Genomic DNA, 16,029 nt, shown 5'->3' with positions numbered 1-16,029 from the left:
TTTGAATTACCTGTTTATCATCTAATAAGCGGCCAAAAAGTAAACTTTGTGAAATGAACCCGGCTTCAGCTCTTATTCTCTTTTGAAGATCTAAGCCTATCAAAATTCCCAATCGGTTTTGGTCAAATATATTCTGCCCAATATTTTTTCCAAAGCCAATCATGATCTCATCGTATCCAGCGATAAAAGGCACTGATTTTCCTCTGTAAATATTTTTGAAAGCATATTCTACCCTTGCCATATACCTCGCCCGATTCAGATAAGTATAGTTATCTGTCTTAGGACTTGCGGTATTTATAAAGCTGCCGATCCATCTCTGTTCAAGTATAAACCTATGGGTTAGGTTTACTCTACCCAATGGATTGTTTATCTGAATCATTTGAAAAACCCGATATTCAGGAAATAGCCTGGCTGAGGCTTGTAAAGGTACTTTTCCGTATGGATATGTATCGGCATAAGCACCTCCAATTCTGAGCAATACCTGCTCATGTATTTTGGTTTCAAGTCCGGCTCTAAAAAGATTTTGCTGTGGATTATTTAAAAAATCAGACCTTCTTAACTGAAATTCCCCGTGGACTCCCCACTTTTCAGTTAGTTTGTAATTTATAAAAAGAGCATTCCAACTGATGATATTTTCATCAATTATCCGGGTATTTTGGGCTTTTAAAACACTGGGCAAATACCAACTACAAAGAAGTAGAAGGAACAATTTGATCTTCATATACCAACTGATAATTAAAATGCTAAAGTAATTGGTACAAAATTATCAAATAGTTCAGGTGATAGTTAGTAGCATTTGTTACAAAGTCAAAATCTAAATAGAGGACGAATCAATTAAAATAGCCCCATTATCTTCCATGTCCTCCAAAGCTTTTTGAAAATCACCTTCCTTAAGATTGACCGCTTTGGTTGCATCAGTTATGAGGTAAGTTGTAAAACCTTCATCAATGCCGTCTAAAACAGTAAACTTAACACAGTAATCGGCAGCCAATCCACAAATATATATTTCCCTTACCCCTTCTGACTTCAGAAAATCAGACAAACCTGTATCTCCATTCTTGTTGTTGTCAAAAAAGCCACTGTATGAATCTACCAAGGGGTTTGTACCTTTTTGAAAAATTTTAGTCCAATTCTTTCTTTCCAGTTCTGGATGAAATTCAGCCCCTTTACTTTCCTGCACACAATGGATTGGCCAGAGAATCTGTTTGACTCCATTCAATTGAACAAATTCACCGGCTTCAAGGCCTGGGTGATTGGCAGCGAAACTCCCATGATTACCTGGATGCCAATCCTGAGTAGCCACAATAAAGGCGAATTTCTTTTGAAGTTTATTGATAATTGGAATGATAAGGTTGCCATCTTTTACAGCAAGTGCTCCGCCTGGAAGAAAGTCATTTTGTACGTCTACTATAATCAGTGCTTTCATAATCTTTACTTTATTCTTTTCCGATTTCTTGGATGATTAGTGGTGCAATACTTTTTATTTGGAGAAAATCTGAGTTCAATTTGATACTGTTTGGATGGGTGTTGGTAGCTACTACTTTTTTGATCACTCCAGAGTCTTCAATCTTCTTCAAGGCATCATTTGTAAATAGACCGTGTGTGGTAATAGTATAAATGTCTTTCGCACCAGCATTCTTGTAAGCTTTTGCCGCACTTATCAAGGAGCCACCCGTACGAACCATATCATCATAAATGACCACGTCTTTTCCTGCTACATCAGCAGAAATACTAGTAACCTCCGTTTTGTCTCCAGACACCCTTCTTTTGAATACGAAAGCTGCATTTACGCCCATTTCATTTGCCAAAGACTCTACCCATTTGGCCCTTCCAGCGTCAGTACAGGCCATCACGAAGCCTTCATCTGCCAGATTACGAGCCGCTTCAATAATTATTGGTTTACAGTATACATGATGAATCAATGCCTGCCCTTCGAAATAATGTGGTATCCCCTCTGAATGCAAGTCAAAAAATATAAAGTAATTTCCAAGACTTGTTCTTGGCAAAGAGGAAAACATAACGGCCCTAGATTTGGCAGTTACTACTTCTCCATCTTTCACTGCCCTTTCCATTGTAGAATAACCAAAATAGGGAAATATAAGTTGTATGGATCTTGCTCCATATTTGATCAAGGCATAGGCCAAATCATAGATTTCCAATGTATCGCTATCAGAAATGGTACCACCGATCAGCACTACATCCTTACCATTGACGGGCGTCAAAATACGCTGATACCTTTCGCCGTCAGGAAAAAGACGTACCTCTATTTCACCTTTTTCATAATCTCCCAATTGGATGATTTCATCCTGTAAGTATTGGTATTCGGGAATGTTGAATATAATCTTCTTATTATGCGTCATAGTTTTTCATCTTCAATACCAGGTCAGTCCTTAGGGTATAGAGGTCTTGTTCCAAGCCTACAGGATAAATATGTGGGTTGATCAACCTTTTATGAGCCTTATCGAAAAGGGTCAAATTTCTTTTGGCATTTTCCCTGATTTGATGAATATCTGGCCTAGTGTAGACTTTCTCTCCATTTTTAAATATAGGTTTCAAAAGGTATTCTCTTTCAAGTCCATTTACCTGGATCTTTTTTCTTTTTGTTGGGTCATTTGGATCAATGATGGTATAATTGTTTTTCTCTACAGAGTTTTCTGAAAGGTAAATCATGTCTGCTAACGCTTTTCCATTTCTTATAAACCGAACTACCTCATGGACACCGGGAATATTGATTTTAATGGACTGTTGTGACACTTTAACTTTAGGTTCCCATATTCCTGATTCCTGTTTTATCGCCGCTAGCTTGTAGACTGCGCCTAAGGCGGGCTGATCATAAGCCGTTACTAGTTTAGTCCCTACCCCCCAAACATTAATATGCGCTTCCTGAATTTTAAGAGAGGTAATAATCTGTTCGTCGAGATCATTTGAAGCCACTATCACTGCATTGGGAAAGCCAGCTTCATCAAGCATTTCCCTGGCCACCGTACTGTAATAAGCCAAATCACCTGAATCGATCCGGATTCCAACCATTTCTTTACCTTTTTCCCGAAGTGATTTCCCAACAGCTATTGCATTTTTGATACCATTGATCGTGTCATAGGTATCCACTAGAAACACACATTTATCCGGAAAAGCTGAGGCATAGGCATGAAAAGCTTCCAGTTCTGAATCAAAAGACATGATCCAACTGTGTGCGTGTGTGCCTGAAACTGGTATATCAAAGAGTTTTCCAGCCATAACATTACTGGTAGCTGAACAACCGCCAATATAAGAGGCACGACTTGCGGCAAGTGCCCCATCAATTCCCTGGGCCCTTCTTAACCCAAATTCCAATACTGACTGTCCTTTGGCTGCTTCCGTAATTCTAGAGGCTTTGGTAGCTATTAAGGTTTGGAAGTTGATAATATTGAGTAAAGGTGTTTCCAGTAATTGACACTGTATCAAAGGCCCCTTAACCTTTACAATTGGAATATTTGGAAATACTACTGTTCCTTCTTCTACTGCATCTACATCACAAGAAAATTCCAGATTCCTCAAATAATCAATGAATTCCTTTTGAAAAGTTGGAGAACCATCCTCATTTTTCATATCACCCAAATACTCTAGGTCAGCTTCATCAAAACTGAAATTTCTACAGAAATCAACTATATAATCCAGTCCTGCAGCTATAGTATAACCTCCCTGAAATGGGTTTTTCCTGAAAAATAAATTGAAGACAGCTTCTTGTTCCGCTTTCCCGGACTTCCAATAAGCATAAGCCATGGTCAATTGGTAAAAGTCTGTCAAAAGAGCAAGTGAACTTTGGTATAAATCCTTTGTGATTTTCATACAGGTATAAGTAAAACTCAAAAATAAGCTTTTGCATCAATAAAAGCGGGAATTTTAAAACTTGATTTGAACCATCAAAATAAAGTTCTACCATAAAAACCCTATTTCCTGATATTGAACACAACCCCCACCAATACGAAAGACATTCCTATATATGTCATCAGGTTGTAAGTTTCGCCAAATATTAAAAGCCCAAATGCCAAGGCATAAATGATACTCAGATAGCTCAGACTTGAAATCTTGGCGACTTGGGCATTTTGGTATGCCAGTGTTAGAAAATATTGTGCAAACTGTGTCAATATACCTACAGCCAACAAAATGACCCAATCCCAGCCACTAGGCTGCACCCAGATTATTGAACTGATGATGGCAGCTATAGGTAATGTGATCATCGGAAAATAAATCATAATGACAAGAGGATGTTCGGTAGTATTCAGCTTTCTGATAATGTTGTAAGCTAGCCCCATCGCCAAAGAAGCCACTAAGGCTATGGAAAGATCTATTATTGAAATACGGGGATCAAAGCCTTCAATGATCAAAACACCTATGAAAGATATTCCGAAGTAAAAGAATTGTCTTGCCCTTACTTTTTCCTTGACTATAAATATTCCCATAATAGCAGTGAAAACCGGAGCCAGGTAGTTTAGCGTTACAGCACTGGCCAAAGGAATTCGCTGGAGTGTATAAAAAAAAGCTATCAAACCAACTGACCCTACTATTCCTCTCATGATCAGCAATTTCTTGTTGTGGCCCAATACAGGTACTTTTTTTTGCTTGAGAAGCAAATAAGTAAAAACCAGGCTAAAAGCTGATCGGAACAAAATTATCTCTATGGCAGGTATGTGAGATACCAATTTGACTGCGACATTCATCAGGGAAAATAGAAACCCTGCCAACAGCATGTGCTGAATACTTTTATTGATCAAAATGCTCTGGTTTTTTTTCTCTATGGGTAAGGAATTTTATTCACTTAGGGTTCAATTATTCTAATCTATTTAAGTCGTATTCAAACTTTCCGCAATACAATTGCTTTAATAGTCATTGTATTTATAAATTCATGCCGAAAAATTAAAACATATGGCTCTTAAAAAAGGAATAAAAGCACCGGATTTCACCTTATCTTCAACATCAGGGAGTAAATTTACACTAAGTGAAGATTGTAAAGGGAAATCATGTATCATTTACTTTTATCCAAAAGATTTCACGAAAGTTTGCAGTAAAGAAGCCTGTGATTTCAGGGACCAATTTGCAGCATTCAGGAAATTGGATATCCCTATTTTTGGAATCAGCAGAGACGATATCAAAACGCATTTGAGGTTCAAAGCTGAATACGACCTTCCTTTTGATTTATTGAGTGATTTGGATGGAAGGGTATGTAAGGCCTACGATGCGTTGATACCGATTGTTAAAATGCCTAAGCGAATCACCTATTTTCTGGATAAGGAGCATAAAATTGCCGGTGTATATTCTGACATGTTCGAATCAAAGGCACACGTGGAAGAAATGTTGAAGCAAATCCAATAGGAAAGAACTCCCTACTGAATACATTTTTTTTCATTACAGTGGGATGTATATAAATGAGAACTTAGAAAGAAAAAACATGATCACACTTTCTTCACATCGGAAAGAATCTTTCCATCCTGCATGGTAAGGGTTCTATCAGCCATTTGTGCCAATTCTTGATTGTGGGTGACGATGACGAAAGATTGGCCAAATTTTTCTCTTAAGGTAAAAAAGAGCTCATGCAATGCCTGGGCATTATTCGAGTCTAGGTTACCGCTTGGTTCATCTGCAAAAACTATTCTGGGATTATTGATTAGGGCGCGGGCTACTGCTACCCTTTGCTGTTCTCCTCCCGAAAGTTCAGATGGCTTATGTCCCAATCTAGATTGGAATCCCAGCATTTCAGCAAGCTCCAAAGCTCTTTTTCTAAGTTCTGATTCAGGTTTACCGGCAATCAATCCAGGAATCAGAATATTTTCTTCAGCGGTAAATTCAGGTAAGAGGTTATGGAATTGAAAAATAAATCCGATCTGGCTGTTTCTAAAATCAGCAAGTTTATCTCCTTTCAATTTTGTTACATGTGTATCCCCAATCCACACATCACCTGAGTCCGATCGGTCTAAAGTACCTAAGATATGGAGTAAAGTACTTTTGCCTGCGCCTGAGGCTCCCACTATCGAAACAACTTCATTATCAGCAATTTCTACATCTACCCCTTTTAGTACCTGCAATTCACCGTAAAATTTTTGAACACCCTTTGCTTTTAACATATAATAATTTTAATGGAGTAATGAGAATTATAAACTTAGACAAGACGCTTCAAAAATGCCATTTATTTCCCAAAAAGAGCATAGCTTAATTTGAAAAATCAATATGAAGGGCTTAACTTCGGGCAAAAATTTTCACAAGGATGAACATACACGAATATCAAGCTAAAGAACTTTTGAAAAGCTATGGAGTGAAGATTCAGGAAGGCATCGTTGCCGATAGCCCGGAAACTTCACTAAAAGCCGCAAAGAAACTTAATGCAGAAACAGGAACTTCCTGGTACGTAATCAAAGCCCAAATCCACGCAGGTGGACGTGGGAAAGGTAAAGTAAAGGAAACCGGATCAAACGGTGTGGTCCTTGCAAAATCTCTTGATGAGGTATCAGAAAAAGCCAAAAACATCCTTGGTGGAACCTTGGTCACCATTCAAACAGGTGAAGAAGGAAAAAAGGTAAATAAAGTTTTGATCGCTCAGGATGTGTATTATCCAGGTGCATCAGAACCAAAAGAATATTACTTGTCTATACTTTTGGATAGAGCAAAGGGATGCAACGTCATCATGGCTTCTACTGAGGGAGGAATGGACATAGAAGAAGTTGCAGAAAAAACACCTGAAAAAATCATCAAGGAATGGGTAGACCCTAAAGTTGGTCTTCAGGGATTCCAAGCCAGAAAAGTGGCATTTAAGCTTGGATTGGAAGGTAACGCATTCAAAGAGATGGTGAAATTTATCACCGCCCTGCACAATGCATACGTAGGATCCGATGCTTCGCAATTTGAAATCAATCCGGTTCTAAAGACATCTGACGATAAAATCCTCGCAGTGGATGCTAAGGTTAACATTGATGACAATGCTCTTTACAGACACAAAGACCTGGCTGAGTTAAGAGATTTGGCGGAAGAGGATCCTTTGGAGGTAGAAGCTGCAAAATCCGATCTTAACTACGTTAAATTGGATGGAAATGTAGGCTGTATGGTAAACGGAGCTGGATTGGCAATGGCTACTATGGATATGATTAAATTATCTGGTGGTGAACCTGCCAACTTCCTTGACGTGGGTGGCGGTGCCAATGCAACTACGGTTGAAGCTGGATTTAGAATTATCCTACAGGATCCAAATGTAAAAGCGATTTTGATCAATGTTTTTGGTGGAATCGTAAGGTGTGACAGGATCGCCAATGGTGTAGTTGAAGCTTACAAATCAATCGGAGACATTCCTGTTCCGATTATTGTTAGACTTCAAGGTACCAATGCTGAGGAAGGCGCTAAAATCATAGATGAGTCAGGTCTTAAAGTATCTTCAGCGATTACCCTAAAGGAAGCTGCTGAGAAAGTAAGGGCCGCAATTTCATAAATATCAGACTAAGGAAATTTTCCTTAGTTTCCGCACTCGTAGTTCAACTGGATAGAATATCAGATTTCGGCTCTGAGGGTTGAGGGTTCGAATCCTTCCGAGTGCACAAATCCCCCTGAAATTTCAGGTGGATTTTTTTTGTTTAAAATTTGGTGAAAATAGAAAGCCACGGCAGCCAACGCCTTGAAAAGGTTTTCCAGGGAATTAAAATCTTAGATTTCAGATTTGTGAAAAAAGCGAGGATTATAGCCTTGTAAAATGATAATGAGATAGGCAGAGCAAAGCTGAAGCCTTTCCGACTGGTCATCCGGGCGGAGAAGAATTGGAGGATATCCGGAAACGGATAGAATCGAAAATACAGCGTATAGTCTTCACGCATCAGAAGCTGCCATTCGAGAGGCTTTCTAAAGGACGTAGACTCAAGGAGCTGGTGATCATTACCATCAAAACGCTGGATGATGGGGGTGAAAATGCGGTGAATAAGTATATAATAGAGTTGAAAAAAACAAAAATTCAAATCAAAATTTAATTTTTATTTTTGTTTAAACTTTTGGTTAAACATGCTTATTTATTCCTAATAAGTAATTTTATTCTATAAAAAGACAATTTGTATTACAATTATTTTGAAGTATCTTAGAGCTATGATAAAGAAAAATAATATGAAAAACTTGAAAATGAACCCGCAAATTCGGTTTGATCATTTAGACAAATGTGATGAGTTAATTGGTCAAGCAATTAATCATTTTGAAGAACAAACCAAGAAAATTCAAAACCTAGGAAAAATACTGGAGGAAAAACTAAAACCACTTAAAGAAATTGAAATATATCAAATTGATACATATCGAATATCTAAGCAAGTATCCAGTATAAAGATTGGGGATATTCATAAAAATCCATTTTTAAAAAATTAATATCGAAAAAGCCAGCTCCTAAGCTGGCTTTTCAATTCAGACCCCTATGCGAAATAATCCTGCTCGGCTTGGAATATCGGATTTGGAAGATGACCTGGTCGCCTTTTTTGACGGGGATTTTTTCGGGGTAATTGAATATCGATAGCTCCGTGTCCTCGGGAGCCGTGAATATGACTATGCCGCGATTGTGGAGTGGTTTCATTCATTGAAAATAACTCAAATCCATTTCTTAAAATTGTAAAAATACGTAATAGATTATAAGATTCTTTGATTTTAATCATGTTTTCCTCTGATTTCCAGCATGATTTTAACATTCACCTGTCGCTACCTTTACAGGTAATAAGTGTAACCACAAATATGAAAACCATGAAAAAAATACTGATCCCCACCGACTTTTCAGCATGTGCAAAAACAGCTGAAACATATGGAATGGAATTAGCCAAGCAGATCAAAGCAGAATTGGTCTTTCTCCATATCATCATCACACCGGTTAACTGGTCTAAATTGACCAAAGAGCAGGAAAACCTGTTTCCTGAAACAAAGGAAAATATTTCAAAAGCAAAAAAGGAATTGAATACCTTATTGGAAATGGCTGAAAAATCCGGTGTCAAAGCAACCAAACTCCTGGTCTTCAATAGTGGAAATGAAAAGATTCAAAAGTTTATAGAATCTGAAAAGATAGATATCGTAGTAATGGGTTCTCATGGACAATATGGCTTCAAAGAACACATGCTGGGTACAAACACTTACAGTGTACTTAGAAGAGCAGAAATACCTGTAATAGTGGTAAAAGAAGACAATGTAAAGACAGCTGTCAAAAACCTAATATTTGCCACCAATTTCAAAGAAGAAACAGGATCCTCCTTTTCTCAGATTGAAAAACTGGCAGAAGAACTAGGAGCAAAATTGCATATCCTCTTTGTAAATACACCAACCTATTTCATGGAAACGAATGACATTCTTTCAGTAGGTCAATCGTACTTGAATGAGTTTGGGAATTACAATTACGACATCACTATTATTGATGCTTTCAAAGAAGAAAGAGGAATTCTGCAATTCGCGGAAAAGCTAGATGCAGATGGTATAGCGGTTATTACCTTCGGTAAATCTGATTTGATGCAATACTTCTCCCCTAGTATAACCGAGAACTTGATTGCCATGTCAGAATTACCAGTAATTAGTATCCGGAAATCTAAAAAATAGTTTGTAAGAAAGTGAGATTCTATGGTATTAAAGCAACTTCAAAATGGAGTTGCTTTTTTTATAATAAAAAAGCAGAAGAAACTCTCCTGCTCTTTATATGAAAACTAAACCAACTATTATTTAACTACCACAATTAGAACAAAAATAGCACTTAAAAATAATATTCAAAATTTTTTACAAAAAAGGTGTGTGTACACCTATTTTTTGTTGCCCACTTTATACAATATTCCTAATGCCAATGCCTGGCTATATTGAATTCCTGGATCCATATCTATATCATATACATTGATACTCGTAAAAGTAACATCTACAAATTCTGTGATTTTAGCTATCACCGTAATGTCCAATCTATGGTCAATTGTATTAAATGCAAGGGTTTCATAATTCGCAAAAAGTTGGTACCTGGTATTAATGGCTAGATTCTCCGTGATTTCCTTATTGTACGTCATGAAAATTTGAGCTGCAAGCCATTCTGTACGGATCCTACTACCAATAGGGACACCATAATTCTCAGGTACATTTTCTGCAATACTCGTATTATTCACGAATGTCAATCGCGGTGATATTGGAGCAATCCTCAAGGCAAACTCTTCATTTGGTTTGTATTCCGCTCCAATTGCAGTAGTAAGAAATGCTGGCGCAAAGAAACTGGAAATCAATACTGGTTCATCACCACCAAAATCGAATCCATCGGCGAATTGTGATATAAAATTGACTGCACCAAAATAATTCCACTTATCACTGATCTTATACCCTATTTTAGAGTCAAAGAATATCCTGTCATTAGACTTACGCAATTCCTGTCCTTCATTTTTGACTACCCCAAAAATCATTTCAAGTTGATTGTCCCATGACCATTTATCTTTTGCATAATTGGCTTTTCCAGTCAATATTGAACCAAAAGCCACCGAGTTAACACCTCCCGCTTTCCAGTTGCCACTAAAAGAAGCTTGGTTAAAATTTAATCCAAAACTTAGACCTGAATCCCAATAGGTAGTGTCCTGTACATCTTCTGTATCCAAGTCCTGAGCAAAAATCTGCATACCGTACACCAAACAAAAACATAATAGTAAAACCTTTTTCATCATATATAATTTAAGTTCTATAATTTTTCAAAGTAAATAATTAATCTAAACAAACTGAAAAACGTTAACTTATTAGTATAAAAAAAAATAGTATTCAGAATTTTGCTTAATTCAGTTAAATTCTTTCGCTAAACAACATTTCACCCGATAAAATGAATAAAAATTTCTCCTTATATATCGTTTTAGTGTTTTTGCTTTTTTCTATCAGCAGTTGTAGTTCTATTGAAATTTTTAAGGAAAAGACCGAATTTGCTCCGTATAAAAAGTATAGCACCTTCGCCATCTTGAATAAAGAATATGGACAAAAGGGTTTTAATGACCCCTATCTTGATGCTGTTGTTGCTGATGGTCTTGAATTTCTTCTAGTAGAAAAAGGCTTGGTGTACGATCCAAAACAACCTGAGATCATATTGAGGTACACTTCTAATGAAGATCCCAGGCAAAAAGAAATAGTCAATAATAGGATGCCTATGTGGGGATTCAGGGTTTGGGATCCATGGATGTATGATCCAAGATTTATGAATCAACCTCCGATAAGCACCAAAAATTATGAACTACTTCAATTAATAGTGGATTTTGTTGATCCTAAGAATGATAAAATGTTGATGAGGCTTACCGCTGTTTCGGAAGTAAATTCTCAAAAAGAAAAACGGAGAAAAGTAAAAAAATCAGTAGAACAAGTTGTAAAAACTTATATTGAACATATAAATATCAAATAACATAATCCCGAAAACAATGGAAAAAAGATTTAATTCATTGGAAGAGTTTTATCCCTATTACCTATCAGAGCACCTTAACCCAACCTGTAGGAAATTACACTTTGTAGGAACCGCCTTACTTTTCCTGATATTGGGCTACGCACTGTTTAGTGGCAATTATCTGTTATTACTGTTGATTCCTGTTGTAGGATATGGATTTGCGTGGGTTGGGCACTTCTTCTTTGAAAAAAATAAGCCAGCAACATTTCAATATCCATTTTATAGTTTGGTGTCAGATTTCAAGCTTTTTTTCGATTTATTGAGTGGAAAACAAACTTTCAACCCTAAATAAATACTTTTAAATACTAAAAAACGTTATTAGACCATTGGATATAAAAAACATTTTGTTATTTTTGTATTAACAAATTTGTATTTCGAACTGATAATTTTGTATGTTGATGGTAAAAATAGTTCTCATTGATGATGATCCGATAAGCACTTTCGTGACAGAAAAGCTTATTTCTAAAAATATCAGATTCCCTTATCAGATATTCAAGTATGATAATGCTGTAAATGCACTTAAAGAAATGGATAACATCCAACCAAATTATTTATTTTTAGACCTCAATATGCCAGAAATGACTGGATGGGATTTTCTTGAAGAGTTTGAACCAATTGAATCTTCTCCTGAAGTATATATTCTTAGCAGTTCAGTAGACGAAAGAGATATAAATAAAGCCCGAAATTACTCCTTGGTAAAAAAATACCTCTCGAAACCTTTGATAAAAAAATACATCAAAACCATCTTCAACTGATGGTTTTTTTTTGCATTTTATTTTTTTAAAAAAATAGAAACAAGAAATGATACTAGCGGGTTATCATTTTGAAATTGATTATTTATAATCCCTCCAGTTTACAATATCATTCTGTATTAAAGGGAAATAGTCAGGTTACTTCTTACAGAAAAATCAATTTATTATAATTTTGATTTTTTGTCGAAAGTAGGATCTTTACTACCGTTAATGATTCAGTTATGAGTAAATTGGAATAATAAAACTTAACCATATATGGCAAAACCAAGCGAACATCTGATCGAGGCATTTAGAAAAACCATAAAAAAATTAAAAAACGACGCTCCATATCAATGGGGTCATATGGGAGCATGCAATTGTGGAAACCTTGCTCAGGAATTAACCAAGCTTAGTAAAGCAGAGATTCACCAATATGCAATGCAAAAATCAGGAGACTGGAATGACCAATTAATCGATTACTGCCCTACAAGCGGCTACCCTATGGATCTGATGATTCAAAAAATGATTGATGCAGGGCTTAATATTGATGAACTCAAACATTTGGAAAGATTGTCTGACCAAAAAGTTCTACAACAAATCCCCTTTGAAAGAAGAATCAAAATGAAAAAAAATAAAAAGGAGGATGTCATACTCTATATGGAAACTTGGTGTAATATGCTAGAAGAGGAGTACTCACAAAACATCCAGATTACCATACCTGATAAAAAAAGATCGAAAACTTTTGCATAAAAAAGAAAACAAAAAATAAATCACTACTGTATTAGCGTAAAACAAACCTTTTGATATATTTGAACAAATAAATTGATTACGTTATGGATGATTTCGAAGACGATTTTGATGAGTTTGATGACTCAGAGGATGATGATGAATTTGCTGAGGAATTTCAAGACGAGGTCTATGACCTTGATGAAGATTCAGAGTTTTTAGATGACAATATCATAGACTTTGATGAGGATGATCTTGATGACGAATTTGATGATGATTTCGACGACGACGACCTCGAAGATGATCTTGATGATTGATTGATTAAAATCCAAAATTGGAAAGCAGGTTATTATTTGGCCTGCTTTTTATGTTTTCATTTTGAAGCCAAAATGATCTCACGTATATTTCGAAAAATTTAAAGAACTAATCCACTTATAATATGACTTTACTAGAAATTTTCAGCGCCCCTATAGCATCCGGTGCCCAAACATTTATACTTATCGTTTGTATTTTGATTGGACTTGGTGCAGGGATCAGCGCAATTGATCTTAGAAATACCAAAGAACCAAAAGAAAAGCAATAGAGGTCAATTGACCTCTTTTTTTTTAATGTACATTCCCCATCAATTTTCTAATTGGCTTACTGATTAAAAGTAATACAACACCGGCACCTACAGCTATTGAAACGATCAGGAAATACTGGCTTGGCATTTCTGCTAATGCATCCTCTGTTCCACCACTTACCTCTCCTGAGATCAACCCGGCAAAAAGATTACCTAAAGCAACGGAGATAAACCACATGCCCATCATTTGACCTTGAAATTTTTTAGGGGCTAATTTAGTAGTCAAGCTCAATCCAACGGGACTTAAGCTCAATTCACCAAAAGTGTGAAGCATGTAAGTGAAGACAAGCCAAGTCGGAGCGGCAAGTTCTCCAGAAGCAGCTATTTTAGCAGCAAAATACATCACCAAAAAGCCTAGTCCCAGCAATATTAGACCAAAAGCAAATTTGGCAGGTGAGCTGGGTTCAAGATTTCTTCTTCCCAACCAAACCCACATGGCGCCGAAAAATGGTGCAAAAATAATGATAAACATGGAGTTGATGGATTGGAAATATCCGGTGGGAATTTCCCAACCCAAAAAAGACCTATCTGTAAATCTTTCGGCAAAAAGGTTTAGGGTGCTTCCGGCTTGTTCAAAACCAGACCAAAATAAAGCAGAGAACAAAATCACAATTACAATGGCACCGGTTTTCTTCTTTTCGTCAGCATTTAGTCCGCCATAAGCAAATACATAACCAAAATACAACACTGTAATTACACCTATAATTTTGTACGATAAGCTTGCAATTCCAAAGGCATCAATTTCTATGATACCTGTGAAAACTATAGCAACTAAAAAGAATAAGGAAGCAGTAAATGCAAGACCTCCCATCTTCATTGTCTTTAATTTCCTTTCTTCAGCCTCACCTTGAGGAGGTAGGAGTTCTCCTTTTCCTTCTAGGGTCCCTAATGACATTTTGTATTGTATCAAACCTATAACCATACCCAGTCCAGCTAAGCCAAACCCAAAATGCCAGTCATATACTGCAACAGTAGAGCATGCCAAAGGGGCTATGAAAGCACCTAGGTTAATACCCATATAAAAAATTGAAAAACCAGCATCCCTTTTAGAGCTTCCATCAGGATAAAGCTGACCTACAATCGAACTGATATTTGGCTTTAATAGTCCTGTACCTATGACAATTAAGATCAACCCCAAATAAAAGGAATTCGTATCCAAACTACTTAAAGTACTTTTTTCAACAGTTTCTTGAAATAAACTAAAGATACCAGGGAGTGCCATTGTGAAGTGGCCAAAAGCAATGATAATTCCGCCATACCATACTGTTTTTTTCAAACCGAACAATCTATCTGCAAACCAGCCTCCAGGCAAGGCAAGCAAATAAACCCCCATAGTGTAAAGACCATAGATGGCCCCTGATGTCCTATCATCAAACCCAAGTCCACCATCTATCACAGCTGTAGTCATAAATAAAATGAGTAATGCCCTCATTCCATAGTAACTGAACCTTTCCCACATTTCTGTAAAAAACAAAGTCATTAAGCCTTTGGGGTGACCAAAAATAGTTGGGCCAGGGAATAACTCTAAGTTGCCATCTGCCGGAACCTTTCCAAATTTATTTTCCAAAATAGTCGAATTAGTTAAATCAAAATTTTCATCGGCTACAATGATAACTCAAATTTTTGAAATCTACTATTCTATGAAAGGACAAAAATTCGGATGTTTTAGACTGTCAAACTTCTCCTAAAGGGCATTTTATTTTTTATTTATTTACTTCGTGATACTACTATATCTATTTACCAAAATTACACTCCGTAATCGATTGAAAAGCTTAAAAAAGGGCTTTTATTATTTTTATTATAATTTAATGAGCTATCTTTGAAAGCATAACTTTAGATCTTAAAATTAACCTCATGAGTACACGAGAACTCGAAATCCAAGCTATGCCCAAAAGCTTATCAGATTTAGGGATTGAAACCTCAAAACAAGTTTTTTGGAACCTTCAACCCGCTCAATTGGTAGAACATGCCATCAAAAATCAAGAAGGTGTCCTGACCGATACAGGTGCCTTGATGGCCGACACTGGTGAATTTACCGGTCGCTCTCCTAAAGACCGTTTCATTGTCAAGGACCAACTTACGGAAGATTCCATTTGGTGGGGTGATATCAACATTCCAATAGCTGAAGCTAAATTTGATCAACTTTATAAAAAGATGGTAAATCATTTAAAGGACAAAAACCTTTATGTACGTGATGCCTATGCTGGTGCTGATCATAAATACCGTCTTAATATAAGAGTGATCAACACCTTGGCATGGCACAATATGTTTTGCTATAACATGTTTTTGAGACCATCGCAAAATGAATTAGAAAATTTTGAGAATGAATTCACTATAATTTGTGCACCTGAATTTAAGTCTGATCCCAGTCAAGATGGTACCCGTCAAGAAAACTTTGCAATAATAAACCTAAGTAAAAGAATCCTTTTGATAGGTGGTACAGCCTATGCAGGAGAAATGAAAAAAGGAATTTTTTCTGTACTAAACTTTTTACTGCCCCATAAGCACAATGTGCTGTCTATGCATTGTTCTGCCAATGT

19 protein-coding genes and 1 tRNA gene are annotated in these 16,029 nt (G+C 36.5%); 12 read left to right on the top strand and 8 right to left on the bottom strand.

Annotated elements, in window-relative coordinates:
* From EA341_RS10070 to EA341_RS10050, 5 genes are all read right to left on the bottom strand, one after another.
* Positions 1–721: DUF2490 domain-containing protein (locus tag EA341_RS10070; RefSeq protein ID WP_293013669.1), on the bottom strand; the 721-nt coding region annotated here is incomplete at its 3' end.
* A 93-nt stretch (positions 722–814) separates the two neighbouring features.
* Positions 815–1,426 (bottom strand): bifunctional nicotinamidase/pyrazinamidase, encoded by a 612-nt coding sequence (pncA, locus tag EA341_RS10065; protein WP_293013666.1) that lies wholly within the window; start codon positions 1,424–1,426, stop codon positions 815–817.
* Positions 1,427–1,436: 10 nt separating this feature from the next.
* On the bottom strand, positions 1,437–2,360 hold the full coding sequence (locus EA341_RS10060; protein ID WP_293013663.1) for a ribose-phosphate diphosphokinase: 924 nt from the start codon (positions 2,358–2,360) through the stop codon (positions 1,437–1,439).
* Positions 2,350–3,828 (bottom strand): nicotinate phosphoribosyltransferase, encoded by a 1,479-nt coding sequence (locus tag EA341_RS10055; RefSeq protein WP_293013660.1) that lies wholly within the window; start codon positions 3,826–3,828, stop codon positions 2,350–2,352. Before EA341_RS10055 ends, EA341_RS10060 begins: the two co-directional genes overlap by 11 nt.
* Positions 3,829–3,929: 101 nt before the next feature.
* Positions 3,930–4,730: a DMT family transporter gene (locus EA341_RS10050; RefSeq protein ID WP_293013675.1), complete on the bottom strand. Its 801-nt coding sequence runs from the start codon at positions 4,728–4,730 to the stop codon at positions 3,930–3,932.
* A 175-nt stretch (positions 4,731–4,905) separates the two neighbouring features.
* On the opposite strand from EA341_RS10050, the gene EA341_RS10045 reads away from it, so the two are divergent.
* Positions 4,906–5,352, top strand: coding sequence for a peroxiredoxin (locus EA341_RS10045; RefSeq protein ID WP_293013658.1), 447 nt, complete (start codon positions 4,906–4,908; stop codon positions 5,350–5,352).
* 80 nt (positions 5,353–5,432) lie between these two features.
* On the opposite strand, the gene EA341_RS10040 is transcribed toward EA341_RS10045, so the two are convergent.
* On the bottom strand, positions 5,433–6,101 hold the full coding sequence (locus EA341_RS10040; RefSeq protein WP_293013656.1) for an ABC transporter ATP-binding protein: 669 nt from the start codon (positions 6,099–6,101) through the stop codon (positions 5,433–5,435).
* Between the two features lie 140 nt (positions 6,102–6,241).
* Between EA341_RS10040 and sucC the strand changes: the two genes are divergently transcribed.
* The 4 genes from sucC to EA341_RS10020 all read left to right on the top strand — a co-directional run bounded on the left by sucC (position 6,242) and on the right by EA341_RS10020 (position 9,567).
* Complete coding sequence (sucC, locus tag EA341_RS10035; RefSeq protein ID WP_293013653.1) at positions 6,242–7,453, top strand: ADP-forming succinate--CoA ligase subunit beta; 1,212 nt, start codon at positions 6,242–6,244, stop codon at positions 7,451–7,453.
* 32 nt (positions 7,454–7,485) lie between these two features.
* Positions 7,486–7,559, top strand: a tRNA-Arg gene (locus tag EA341_RS10030).
* 553 nt (positions 7,560–8,112) lie between these two features.
* The gene (locus EA341_RS10025) at positions 8,113–8,364 is read left to right on the top strand and encodes a hypothetical protein (RefSeq protein ID WP_293013650.1); all 252 of its coding nucleotides are present in this window, start codon (positions 8,113–8,115) and stop codon (positions 8,362–8,364) included.
* 366 nt (positions 8,365–8,730) lie between these two features.
* Entirely contained in the window at positions 8,731–9,567 is an 837-nt protein-coding gene (locus tag EA341_RS10020) for a universal stress protein (RefSeq protein ID WP_293013647.1), read from the top strand.
* A 197-nt stretch (positions 9,568–9,764) separates the two neighbouring features.
* On the opposite strand, the gene EA341_RS10015 is transcribed toward EA341_RS10020, so the two are convergent.
* Positions 9,765–10,652, bottom strand: a complete 888-nt coding sequence (locus EA341_RS10015; RefSeq protein ID WP_293013672.1) for a DUF3078 domain-containing protein — start codon at positions 10,650–10,652, stop codon at positions 9,765–9,767.
* 152 nt (positions 10,653–10,804) lie between these two features.
* Between EA341_RS10015 and EA341_RS10010 the strand changes: the two genes are divergently transcribed.
* From EA341_RS10010 to EA341_RS09985, 6 genes are all read left to right on the top strand, one after another.
* Complete coding sequence (locus EA341_RS10010) at positions 10,805–11,371, top strand: DUF4136 domain-containing protein (protein ID WP_293013644.1); 567 nt, start codon at positions 10,805–10,807, stop codon at positions 11,369–11,371.
* Positions 11,372–11,387: 16 nt separating this feature from the next.
* On the top strand, positions 11,388–11,702 hold the full coding sequence (locus EA341_RS10005) for a DUF962 domain-containing protein (RefSeq protein WP_293013641.1): 315 nt from the start codon (positions 11,388–11,390) through the stop codon (positions 11,700–11,702).
* Positions 11,703–11,808: 106 nt separating this feature from the next.
* Complete coding sequence (locus EA341_RS10000) at positions 11,809–12,165, top strand: response regulator (RefSeq protein ID WP_293013638.1); 357 nt, start codon at positions 11,809–11,811, stop codon at positions 12,163–12,165.
* 252 nt (positions 12,166–12,417) lie between these two features.
* Positions 12,418–12,891 carry a hypothetical protein gene (locus EA341_RS09995; RefSeq protein ID WP_293013635.1) on the top strand — a complete coding sequence of 158 codons (474 nt, stop codon included), beginning with the start codon at positions 12,418–12,420 and terminating at the stop codon, positions 12,889–12,891.
* Positions 12,892–12,974: 83 nt separating this feature from the next.
* On the top strand, positions 12,975–13,184 hold the full coding sequence (locus EA341_RS09990; protein WP_293013632.1) for a hypothetical protein: 210 nt from the start codon (positions 12,975–12,977) through the stop codon (positions 13,182–13,184).
* Positions 13,185–13,306: 122 nt separating this feature from the next.
* Complete coding sequence (locus tag EA341_RS09985) at positions 13,307–13,450, top strand: hypothetical protein (protein WP_293013628.1); 144 nt, start codon at positions 13,307–13,309, stop codon at positions 13,448–13,450.
* 22 nt (positions 13,451–13,472) lie between these two features.
* On the opposite strand, the gene EA341_RS09980 is transcribed toward EA341_RS09985, so the two are convergent.
* A complete protein-coding gene (locus tag EA341_RS09980) occupies positions 13,473–15,056 on the bottom strand; it encodes a peptide MFS transporter (protein WP_293013625.1) in 1,584 nt (527 codons plus the stop codon).
* Positions 15,057–15,343: 287 nt separating this feature from the next.
* Here EA341_RS09980 and EA341_RS09975 point away from each other — a divergent pair.
* Positions 15,344–16,029, top strand: a 686-nt coding sequence (locus EA341_RS09975; RefSeq protein ID WP_293013622.1) for a phosphoenolpyruvate carboxykinase (ATP), incomplete at its 3' end; no start/stop codon positions are given.

Source organism: Mongoliibacter sp., from assembly GCF_007692705.1.
GTDB lineage: Bacteria > Bacteroidota > Bacteroidia > Cytophagales > Cyclobacteriaceae > Mongoliibacter.
This window is presented reverse-complemented; position numbering and strand designations above follow the sequence as displayed.